This window comes from Kitasatospora sp. NPDC059571, assembly GCF_042735675.1.
Lineage (GTDB): Bacteria > Actinomycetota > Actinomycetes > Streptomycetales > Streptomycetaceae > Kitasatospora.
On the sequence record NZ_JBHWBW010000334.1, the window covers coordinates 1 to 8856 of the forward strand.

Consider the following 8856-nt stretch of genomic DNA (forward strand, 5'->3'; position numbering starts at 1 on the left):
GCCCTCCGCCCCGCCGGCGCCCGCGCCCGCCACCGGCCTCACCGGCCCGTCGGTCGCCCTCACCGGGCGCCTCTTCGAGCTACCCGGCCTGCGGGACGCGGTGGCCGGCCGGCTGGCGCAGCTCCTGCCGCAGGCCCGGCTGCACCCCGCCGAGGGCGATCCGCTGACCGGCGCGCTGCGGCTGGCGGCCGCAGCCGCGCAGGGCATCCCGCCGTGGCCGGTGGTGCCGCCGCTGCTGCGGATGATCTCCGCGGACTGAGCCCGGCCGCGGGCCGGACGGCGCCGACGGGGCCACTCGGGTCGGATCCGGCCTGTCCGGCGGCGGCTTGTATGCTGCGGGCGACTTCTACAGGTATGTAGTGCTTCGGGGCGGTTTCGGTGATCCGTCCGGCCGCGAGCGGCCGTCCGGCGGGCACCCCCCGTCCGGGGCGGCCGGTCGCACCGGACGGCGGAGCAGGGGAGCAGGGGAGCAGGGGTGCACATGGCGGACCGGACGGCGGGTCCGACGCGACCGGAGCGCGGGGCGCACGGCCCGGCGGGCGGTCCGTCCGAAAGGCCGCGGCGCCGCCGCAGGACGACCGCCGCCTGGCTCGCGGTGGGCGCGCTCACGCTCTGCACCCTGGGCGGCTGCCTGCTGTACGAGGAGCTGAACGGCGGCATCGCCACCTTCTCCGGCGACGGGATCAGCCGGGACCGCCCGGCGGCGGCGGCCCCGGACGCCGCCGGCCGGACCCCGGTCAACCTGCTGCTGATCGGCTCGGACTCGCGCGACGGCGCCAACCACGACCTCGGCGGCGGCGACGAGGGCGCCGCCCGCTCGGACACCACGATCCTGCTGCACGTCTTCGCGGACCACCGGCGCGCGGTGGGCGTCTCCATCCCGCGCGACGCCCTGGTGGACATCCCCTCCTGCCGGCTGCCGGACGGCGGCTGGACGGAGCCGGCGGCGGACGCGATGTTCAACAGCGCCTTCTCGGTCGGCGACTCCGGGCAGGGCAACCCGGCATGCACCCAGAACACCGTGGAGCGGCTGACCGGGCTGCGGATCGACCACACCGCGGTGGTCGACTTCCGGGGGTTCGCCGCCCTGGCGGACGCCGTCGGCGGCGTGGAGGTCTGCCTGCCCAGGGCCGTCCGCGAGGGCGACCTCGACCCGAACCTCGGGTACGCCGGCCGGGAGATCTTCGCGCAGGGCCGGCAGAAGGTCGGCGGGCAGGCGGCGCTGGACTACGTCCGGATCCGGCACGGCCTCGGCGACGGCTCGGACATCGGGCGCACCAAGCGCCAGCAGGCCTTCCTGGCCTCCCTGCTCAAGCAGGTGAAGGCCAAGGGCATGGACCCGACGACCCTGCTGCCGCTCGCCGAGGCGGCGAGCCGGGCGCTGACGGTCGACCCCGGGCTCGGCTCGGTGCCGAAGCTGGTCTCCTTCGCCGCATCACTGAAGGACATCCCGCTGCACGAGGTGACGTTCCTGACCGCGCCGTGGCGCTACGACGGCTTCCGGGTCAGGCTGCTGCGCCCGGACGCGGACCGGGTCTGGCAGGCGCTGGCGGCGGACCGGCCGCTGGACGGCCCGGTCGGTGCGTCTGCGGCCCCCTCCGCACCCGCTCCCTCGGCCGCCGTCCCCGAGCCGGGCGGTTCCGCGGCCCCGCGCGCCTCGTTCGCCGGCGGCGGGGAGACGGCCCCGGCGCCGCCCGCGGCCGCGCCGACCGGCCCCGGCCGCTCGCCCCGGCCCGGCGACGCCGACGTCTGCTCCGACCTGACCTACGGGTGAGGCCGCTGACCATCCGTCACCGGCCGGCGGCGGCGCCCGTGCGCTCGTAGCGCAGCAGCACCACGCCGTTGCCGAAGGACCGGTTCTCCAGCAGCCGCAGGTCGCTGGTGCGGCCGGTGACCGGGAAGGCGGACCGGCCGCGCCCGATCAGGACCGGGTGGACGTAGATCCGGTACTCGTCGATCAGGTCGAGGCGCCGGAAGGAGGCGGCGAGTTCGGCGCCGCCCAGCACCAGCTCCCCGCCCGGCCGGGACTTGAGCGCGACCATGTCCTCGACCACCACCTCCCGCAGGATGGTGGTGTTCCAGCCGGCCTCCTCCAGCGTCCGGGAGAACACGATCTTCGGCATGTCGCGCCAGATGCCGGCGAACTCGGCCACCGGCCCGGTGTTCGCGGGGTCGGCGTCGGCGGTCGGCCACACGCTCGCCATCAGCTCGTAGGTCGTCCGCCCGCTCAGGAACGCGCCCGCGGTCCGCAGGTGGTCGTTGAGGTGCCGGTGCAGCTCGTCGTCGACCCGGTGCCAGTCGATCTGCCGTTCCGGCCCCTCGAAGTAGCCGTCGAGGGAGACCGACATCATCATGACGATCTTCCGCATGCGGTCCCCGCCGATCGGTCGGTGCGAGCACGGCCACTGCGGCCGATAGCGCCACCGTGCCAGACGGTGCCGGTCGCGCGGCGCAGGACGCGCGGCGACCGGCCGCACCGCCACCGGTCCGGCACACTGGAGGGGAGGCCGGCGCGCGGGCGTACCGCGGGTGCGGGGGCGGGTGCGGGGGCGGGCACCACGGCCGGGGGCAGACACCCGGGAGCACCGCAGATGAGCAGCAAGCCCAGCGACCGCCGCAGCCGGATCGCCGCCGAGCGGGCCGCGGAGGCCAAGCGCGAGCGCCGCAGGAAGCTGCTGGTGCGGGGCGGCATCGCGGCCGGGGCGCTGGCGCTGGTCGGCGGCATCACCGCGATCGTGGTGACCGCGAGTGACCACGGTTCGAGCACCACCGCGTCCGCCTCCGCCGTCGCCTCGATACCCGCCTCGCCGCGGACCACCGCGGAGGGCCGGACGACCCCGCCGCCGTGGCCGGCCCCCGAGGGCTCGGCGGCCGCCGCGGCGGTCACGGCGGCCGGGCTGCCGATGCTGTCCGAGGAGGGCACCGCCCTCCACATCCACGCCCACCTGGACGTGATCGCGGACGGCAAGGCGGTGGAGGTGCCGCCGCTGGTCGGCATCGACGAGCCGGCCCAGCAGATCAGCCCGCTGCACACCCACGACACCACCGGTGTGGTGCACATCGAGTCGCCGGTGCAGGCGAACTTCACGCTCGGCCAGTTCATGACCGAGTGGCAGGTCTCGCTCTCCGCCGACCATCTCGGGGGTCTGAAGACGGATGCCGACCACACCCTCACCGCGTACGTGGACGGCAAGGCGGTGACCGGTGACCCGGCCGCGATCACCCTGGGCGCCCACCAGGAGATCGCCCTGGTCTACGGCACCGCGGCGGAGAACGCCCAGGTGAAGGTGCCCGCCTCGTACAGCTTCGCCCCGGGGCTCTGACCGCCGGGGCGGCGGGTCGGCGCGGCCGCGGGCGGTGCGGGTGAGCAACGGCCGCCGTCAGTGCTGTTTGCGGCGGGCCCAGGCGGGTGCGGCGAGGCCGATCAGGAGGACGGCGAAGCCCAGTTGCAGCAGATGGCGGATCCAGTCGATGCCCGAGGTGTGGCGGACGCCGATCCAGCCCGAGACGGCGTTGCCCAGCCATGCGCCGGCCGCGCCGAGCAGCATCGTCAGCCACCACGGGATCGCCTGCGGGCCGCGCAGGATCAGCCTGGCGATCACGCCGAGGACGAAGCCGATCAGCAGGATCCAGAGCAGTTGGAACACGGTGACCTCCGGTGGTCGGCCGCACCGCCCGACCGCACGGCCGGCGATGTGATCACCAGCATCCCGCGGTGGGCGGCTCTCGGCACGTCCGAAGCGGTCCGGGCGGCCGCGCCGCGCGCCCGGCGCCGGGCCGCCGTACGGTGTGGGCGGCCCCGCATACCGGGGCGCCCGGGAGAAGGGAGCCCGCCATGGACTGCTACGACTGCCACACGGCCGGCCGCACCGCCACTGCGCTCGCGGTGTGCCACCACTGCGGGGCCGGCCTCTGCGCGGACCACGCCCGGGCGCTGCCGGACGTCGTCCGCCACCTGAGCGGCACCGGGTCGGCCGCCGTGTCGGCGCCGGCCCGCCGGATCGCCTGCACCACCTGCGCCCCGGCGGAGGCGCTCGGCTGAGCCGCACACCTGCGCCGGGGCGGCCGGGTCAGTCGAAGAGGTCGGGGTCGGAGGCGGTGATCTGGTCCCAGAGCGGGCGCGCCTGGAACCAGCCCGCCAGATGGCTGCCCAGCTGGCCGCGGGTGAGGAGCGCGGTCTCCCGGTCGATCAGCTTCGGCGTCCCGGCGGCCATCGCCAGCAGCTGCGCCTGGCAGGAGCGCTCCATGGTGATGAACCACCACACCGCCTCGGCCACCGACTCGCCGACCGTCAGCAGGCCGTGGTTCTGCAGGATCACGGCCTTGCAGGAGCCGAGCGCGGCGGCGATCCGCTTGCCCTCCTCCAGCTCGTTCACCACGCCGCGGTAGTCGCGGTGGACGGCGTGGTCCTCGAAGAAGGCGCAGGCGTCCTGGGTGATCGGGTCGAGCGGGATGCCGAGGCTGGAGAACGCCTTGCCGTACAGCGAGTGCGAGTGCGCGGCGGCGACCGCGTCCGGGCGGGCCGCGTGCACCTGGGAGTGGATCACGAACGCGGCCTTGTTGACCGGCCGGCTGCCGTGCAGCAGGTTGCCCTCGTGGTCGACCAGGACGAGGTCGGAGGCCTTGATCTGCTGGAAGCTCATCCCGAACGGGTTCACCCAGAACCACTGCGGGTTCTCCGGGTCGCGCACGGTGATGTGCCCCGCCACGCCCTCGGAGAAGCCGAACCGGCCGAACAGCCGGAAGCCGGCGGCGAGCTGCTCCTTGCGGTACTGCCGCTCGGCCTCCACCGAGTCGAAGGTCGGCGGCAGCGGCAGCGTGACGCCCTCCGGGACGGGGCCGACGGCGGCGGACAGGGACGGGGGCAGCGGTGCGCTCATGACGGGCTCCGGGTGTCGGCGGCGGTGCGGACGCCCAAAAGATACATCCGTGTATCGGATGTGCCAATGGATCGGATGCATCGATGTATCCGATTCGGTTCGGTATCGTGGCCGGTGATCCGCGGGCCGTCACCGCGGACACCGCGAGCCCGAACCGGGAGAGCCGATGCCCAAGGGCGTGACCAAGCGCCGCCCGCGCACCCGTGCGGCCCTGCTGCAGGCCGCCCTGGAGACCTTCGCCGAGCACGGCTTCCGCGCCGCCACCATCGAGCAGGTCTGTGCCCGGGCCGGCTTCACCCGCGGCGCGTTCTACTCCAACTTCAGCAGCAAGGAGGAGCTCTTCCTCGCCCTCTTCGACGAGCACAGCGAGCGCATCGTCCGGCGGATCGCCGAGCGGATGGCCGCCCTCCCCGCGGAGGAGCTCACCGTGCCGGGCCTGGTCGACGCGCTGGTCGACATCGAACCCGCCGAACGCGACTGGTACCTGGTCACCACCGAGTTCACCCTGCACGCCATCCGCGACCCGCAGGCGGCCTGGGTGCTCGCCCGGCACGACGCGCGGCTGCGCGCCGAACTCGTCCGCGGCCTCACCGCGCACCTCGCCCGGATCGGCCGCACCCTCACCGTGGACGCCGAGGAACTCGCCCGCCTCCTGGTCGCCGTCCGCGAGGGCGGCCTGGCCCAGAGCTACGTCGAACCCGACCGACTGCCGCCCGGCCGGCTCGAACGCCGCTTCCTGCCCGCCCTGCTGACCGCCGTGACCACGGCCGCCGACCCTGCCGCCGCCACGGCCGCCGCCGCTGCCGAACCGAGCGGCGGGGCCGCGGACGACGCAGCCGGCGCACCTCCGGTGACCCCGAAGTGACCCGCCGGTAGGGTGTGCCGGACAGGGCGCTGGGCCCAGCGGCGAAGGGGAGTCGACGGCATGACCGAGGACATCCGGCGGACGGCCGGCACAGGCTTCTTCGACTCCGTCGCCGACGTCGGCGCCAAGCTCGCCGAGGCCGGCTACCTGGCCTCCACGGCCGTCGCCACCACGGTCTTCCTCGCCGACCGGCTCGGCAAGCCGCTGCTGGTCGAGGGCCCGGCCGGGGTCGGCAAGACCGAACTGGCCAAGGCGGTCGCCCGGGTCGGCGCCGCGCGCCTGGTCAGGCTCCAGTGCTACGAGGGCATCGACGAGGCCCGCGCCCTCTACGAGTGGAACCACGCCAAGCAACTGCTGCGGATCACCGCCGGCCGCGACGAGAGCTGGGACGAGGCCCGGACGGACATCTTCGGCGAGGAGTTCCTGCTCACCAGGCCGCTGCTCACCGCGATCCGCGGCGAGGAGCCGACCGTGCTGCTGATCGACGAGATGGACAAGGCCGACCTGGAGGTCGAGGGCCTGCTGCTGGAGGTCCTCAGCGACTTCCAGGTCACCGTGCCCGAACTCGGCACCATCACCGCCACCCGCCGGCCGTTCGTCCTGCTCACCTCCAACGCCAGCCGGGAGCTCTCCGAGGCGCTGCGCCGCCGCTGCCTCTTCCTGCACCTCGACTTCCCGGAGCCCGAGCTCGAGGAGCGGATCGTCCGCCTCAAGGTGCCCGCCCTCGACGAGGTGCTCGCCGCCTCCCTCGTCAAGATCGTCAACGCGCTGCGCGCGATGGAGCTGCGCAAGCCGCCGTCCGTCGCGGAGACCGTCGACTGGGCCCGCACCCTCCTCGCACTGGGCGCCGACAGCCTCGACGACGCGGTCGTCCGCGAGAGCCTCGGCGTCGTCCTCAAGCACCAGGACGACGTGCTGAAGGCCGCCCGGAAGCTGACCGCGGCGTGAGCACGCCGTCCGGGGCCCTGGCCGGACGGCTGACCGGCTTCGTCCGGGCGCTGCGCGGCCACGGACTGCGGATCGGCCCCGCCGAGACCGTGGACGCGGCAGCCGTCCTGGAGGTGCTCGGCCTCGCCGAGCGCGAGCACGTCCGTGCGGGCCTGGCCGCGGCGCTGCTCCGCACCGACGGGCAGCGCGCCGTCTTCGACGCCACCTTCGACCTCTTCTTCCCGCTCGGTGTCGGCGCCCCGGAGGCCGCCCGCGGCAACCCCGCCGCCGGGGTCGAGGAGCTGCGCGACCGCCTCGCCGCCGCTCTCGCCGCCGACGACCGGGCCGCCCTCGCGGCCCTCGCCGGCGAGGCCGTGGATGCCCTCGGCCGCTACGGCTCCGGCTCGGGGCCGGGTTCGGGCACCGGCTCCGACGGCTGGTCCTCCCACCAGACCCTGAGCCGGCTGCAGCCCGAGACCCTGCTCGCCCGCATCCTCGCCGCCCTGCGCGCCGCACGGCCGTCGGACGGGGAGGACCGCACCCCGGTCGCCGACCGGCTCACCGAGGACGAGATCCGACGCCGGATCCGGGACTTCCGCGGCCAGGTCGGCACCGAGGCCCGCCGCCGGGTCGCCGAACTGCGCGGCACCGAGCGGATCGCCGAACGCGCCGTCGCCCCCAGCGCCGACCAGGTCGACTTCCTGATCGCCGGCCGCGAGCAGCTCGCCGAACTGCGCCGTACCGTCCAGCCGCTGGCCCGCAAGCTCGCCACCCGGCTGGCCGCCCGCCGGCGCCGCGCCGCCCGCGGCCGGATCGACCTGCGCCTCACCCTGCGCAGCTCGCTCTCCACCGGCGGCATCCCGCTGCGCCCCGCCTACCGCCGGCACCGCCCGGGCCGGCCGGAGATCGTGCTGCTGTGCGACGTCTCCGGGTCGGTGGCGGGCTTCGCCAACTTCACGATGCTGCTCGTCCAGGCGATGCGCGACCAGTTCGCCCGGGTCCGCGTCTACGCCTTCGTCAACCGCACCGCCGAGGTCACCCACCTGGTCACCGCGGGCGCCGCCGACCCCGCCGACCTGGGGCGGCGCATCCTCACCGAGGCCGAGGTCGCGGGCTGGCACGGGAGCAGCGACTACGGCGCCGCGCTCGGCGAGTTCGCCGACCGCCACCTGGACGCCGTCGGGCCGCGCACCTCCGTCCTCGTCCTCGGCGACGCCCGCACCAACGGCTGGGACCCGAACCTGCCCGCCCTCGCCCGGATCGCCGACCGCGCCCGCCGCGTCCACTGGCTCAACCCCGAACAGCCCGCCCTCTGGGGCACCGGCGACTCCGCCGCCCACGCCTACGCCGAACTCGTCGACATGCACCCCTGCCGCAACGCCCGCCGCCTCGCCGAACTCGTGGGCCGGCTGCTACCGGTCTGAACCCGCCACGCTCACGCCCGGAAGCCGACGTGCACGTGGTCGTGGTGGGTGTCGTCCGTGAAGAACTGCCCGGGCGCCCCGCCCGACAGCTGACGCGGGCCGCCGACGTTGTACGAGCCCGCCGCGGCCGCGGCCCGCATGAAGCCGTCCACCAGGTCGTGCGGCGTCGCCGGGTCCACCACCGCACGGCCGTCGATCTGCCACACGTCGAAGGCCCGCCCCTGAGGGTGGTCGCTCGGCCGGGTGGTGCCGAACACGTCCAGCGGGTGCCCCGACCGGACGACGCTCACCGCGAAGGTGTACGGGCCGGCCAGCGCCAGCATCGCCGTCAGCACCGAGTCGTGGACGGCCCCGCTGCGGATGTCGGCCGTTGCGGCGGGCGGCAGTTGGATGCGCGGCTCGGCGAGGACGCGCTGCGCGGCGGCGGACGGGCTGCCCGGCGGGCCCGGCTGCGCCGGGTGCAGGGTGGTCACCGTCCAGCGCGGTGCGGCGCGGCTCAGCCGGACGTCCACGGTGGTGCCGCCGGCCGTGACCGCCGGATCGGGCGGGGTGGCCGTCCACTGGCGGCAGACCACCAGCACGCTCGCCGTGTCGGTGAGGATGCCGCCGTACTGGGCGTCGATCACCTGGAGGGCGGCCTCGCCGGCCGTACCGGTCAGCCCGCCGGCCCGGTCGACGAGGGCCGGGTCGAGGCCGAGCGCCGTCACCCGGGCGGCGGCGGCCGCACTGCCGCCCCCGCCCGGCGGCCCCGCCCCGAGGG

Annotated in this window: 10 protein-coding genes and 1 pseudogene; 7 read left to right on the plus strand and 4 right to left on the minus strand. The window is 75.5% G+C overall.

Translation table 11 applies throughout. The features are described from left to right. Together ACFV0G_RS28365 and ACFV0G_RS28370 are read left to right on the plus strand one after the other, a co-directional pair. A pseudogene (locus tag ACFV0G_RS28365) lies at nucleotides 1-259 on the plus strand (ATPase); the annotation flags it as partial. Between the two features lie 222 nt (nucleotides 260-481). Next, nucleotides 482-1774 (plus strand): LCP family protein, encoded by a 1293-nt coding sequence (locus ACFV0G_RS28370; RefSeq protein ID WP_380553994.1) that lies wholly within the window; start codon nucleotides 482-484, stop codon nucleotides 1772-1774. Between the two features lie 16 nt (nucleotides 1775-1790). On the opposite strand, the gene ACFV0G_RS28375 is transcribed toward ACFV0G_RS28370, so the two are convergent. Continuing rightward, nucleotides 1791-2369 (minus strand): dihydrofolate reductase family protein, encoded by a 579-nt coding sequence (locus ACFV0G_RS28375; protein WP_380553997.1) that lies wholly within the window; start codon nucleotides 2367-2369, stop codon nucleotides 1791-1793. 222 nt (nucleotides 2370-2591) lie between these two features. Here ACFV0G_RS28375 and ACFV0G_RS28380 point away from each other — a divergent pair, with 222 nt between their 5' ends. Next, the gene (locus ACFV0G_RS28380) at nucleotides 2592-3323 is read left to right on the plus strand and encodes a hypothetical protein (protein ID WP_380554000.1); all 732 of its coding nucleotides are present in this window, start codon (nucleotides 2592-2594) and stop codon (nucleotides 3321-3323) included. 57 nt (nucleotides 3324-3380) lie between these two features. Here ACFV0G_RS28380 and ACFV0G_RS28385 read toward each other — a convergent pair whose 3' ends face one another. Then, on the minus strand, nucleotides 3381-3647 hold the full coding sequence (locus tag ACFV0G_RS28385; protein WP_380554003.1) for a GlsB/YeaQ/YmgE family stress response membrane protein: 267 nt from the start codon (nucleotides 3645-3647) through the stop codon (nucleotides 3381-3383). A 188-nt stretch (nucleotides 3648-3835) separates the two neighbouring features. Here ACFV0G_RS28385 and ACFV0G_RS28390 point away from each other — a divergent pair, with 188 nt between their 5' ends. Next, entirely contained in the window at nucleotides 3836-4042 is a 207-nt protein-coding gene (locus tag ACFV0G_RS28390; protein WP_380554006.1) for a DUF2180 family protein, read from the plus strand. Nucleotides 4043-4070: 28 nt separating this feature from the next. Here the strand turns inward: ACFV0G_RS28390 and ACFV0G_RS28395 are convergent, their stop codons facing one another. Beyond that, nucleotides 4071-4880, minus strand: a complete 810-nt coding sequence (locus ACFV0G_RS28395; protein WP_380554009.1) for a class II aldolase/adducin family protein — start codon at nucleotides 4878-4880, stop codon at nucleotides 4071-4073. Nucleotides 4881-5046: 166 nt separating this feature from the next. On the opposite strand from ACFV0G_RS28395, the gene ACFV0G_RS28400 reads away from it, so the two are divergent. Genes ACFV0G_RS28400 through ACFV0G_RS28410 form a run of 3 tightly spaced genes read left to right on the plus strand, consistent with a single transcriptional unit; the run spans nucleotide 5047 to nucleotide 8096 of the window. After that, a complete protein-coding gene (locus tag ACFV0G_RS28400) occupies nucleotides 5047-5745 on the plus strand; it encodes a TetR/AcrR family transcriptional regulator (protein WP_380554012.1) in 699 nt (232 codons plus the stop codon). Nucleotides 5746-5805: 60 nt separating this feature from the next. Further along, entirely contained in the window at nucleotides 5806-6693 is an 888-nt protein-coding gene (locus ACFV0G_RS28405) for an AAA family ATPase (RefSeq protein WP_380554015.1), read from the plus strand. Next, nucleotides 6690-8096, plus strand: a complete 1407-nt coding sequence (locus ACFV0G_RS28410; RefSeq protein WP_380554018.1) for a VWA domain-containing protein — start codon at nucleotides 6690-6692, stop codon at nucleotides 8094-8096. The genes ACFV0G_RS28405 and ACFV0G_RS28410 overlap by 4 nt, the downstream gene beginning before the upstream one ends. Before the next feature lie 11 nt (nucleotides 8097-8107). Here ACFV0G_RS28410 and ACFV0G_RS28415 read toward each other — a convergent pair. After that, a partial coding sequence (locus tag ACFV0G_RS28415) for a hypothetical protein (RefSeq protein ID WP_380554021.1) occupies nucleotides 8108-8856 on the minus strand: 749 nt, incomplete at its 5' end.

Bases quoted from the DNA above. Each gene is read 5' to 3' on its own strand.
- ACFV0G_RS28370 (WP_380553994.1), top strand. From the start codon at position 482: ATGGCGGACCGGACGGCGGGTCCGACGCGACCGGAGCGCGGGGCGCAC.
- ACFV0G_RS28375 (WP_380553997.1), bottom strand. From the start codon at position 2,369: ATGCGGAAGATCGTCATGATGATGTCGGTCTCCCTCGACGGCTACTTC.
- ACFV0G_RS28380 (WP_380554000.1), top strand. From the start codon at position 2,592: ATGAGCAGCAAGCCCAGCGACCGCCGCAGCCGGATCGCCGCCGAGCGG.
- ACFV0G_RS28390 (WP_380554006.1), top strand. From the start codon at position 3,836: ATGGACTGCTACGACTGCCACACGGCCGGCCGCACCGCCACTGCGCTC.
- ACFV0G_RS28395 (WP_380554009.1), bottom strand. From the start codon at position 4,880: ATGAGCGCACCGCTGCCCCCGTCCCTGTCCGCCGCCGTCGGCCCCGTC.
- ACFV0G_RS28400 (WP_380554012.1), top strand. From the start codon at position 5,047: ATGCCCAAGGGCGTGACCAAGCGCCGCCCGCGCACCCGTGCGGCCCTG.
- ACFV0G_RS28405 (WP_380554015.1), top strand. From the start codon at position 5,806: ATGACCGAGGACATCCGGCGGACGGCCGGCACAGGCTTCTTCGACTCC.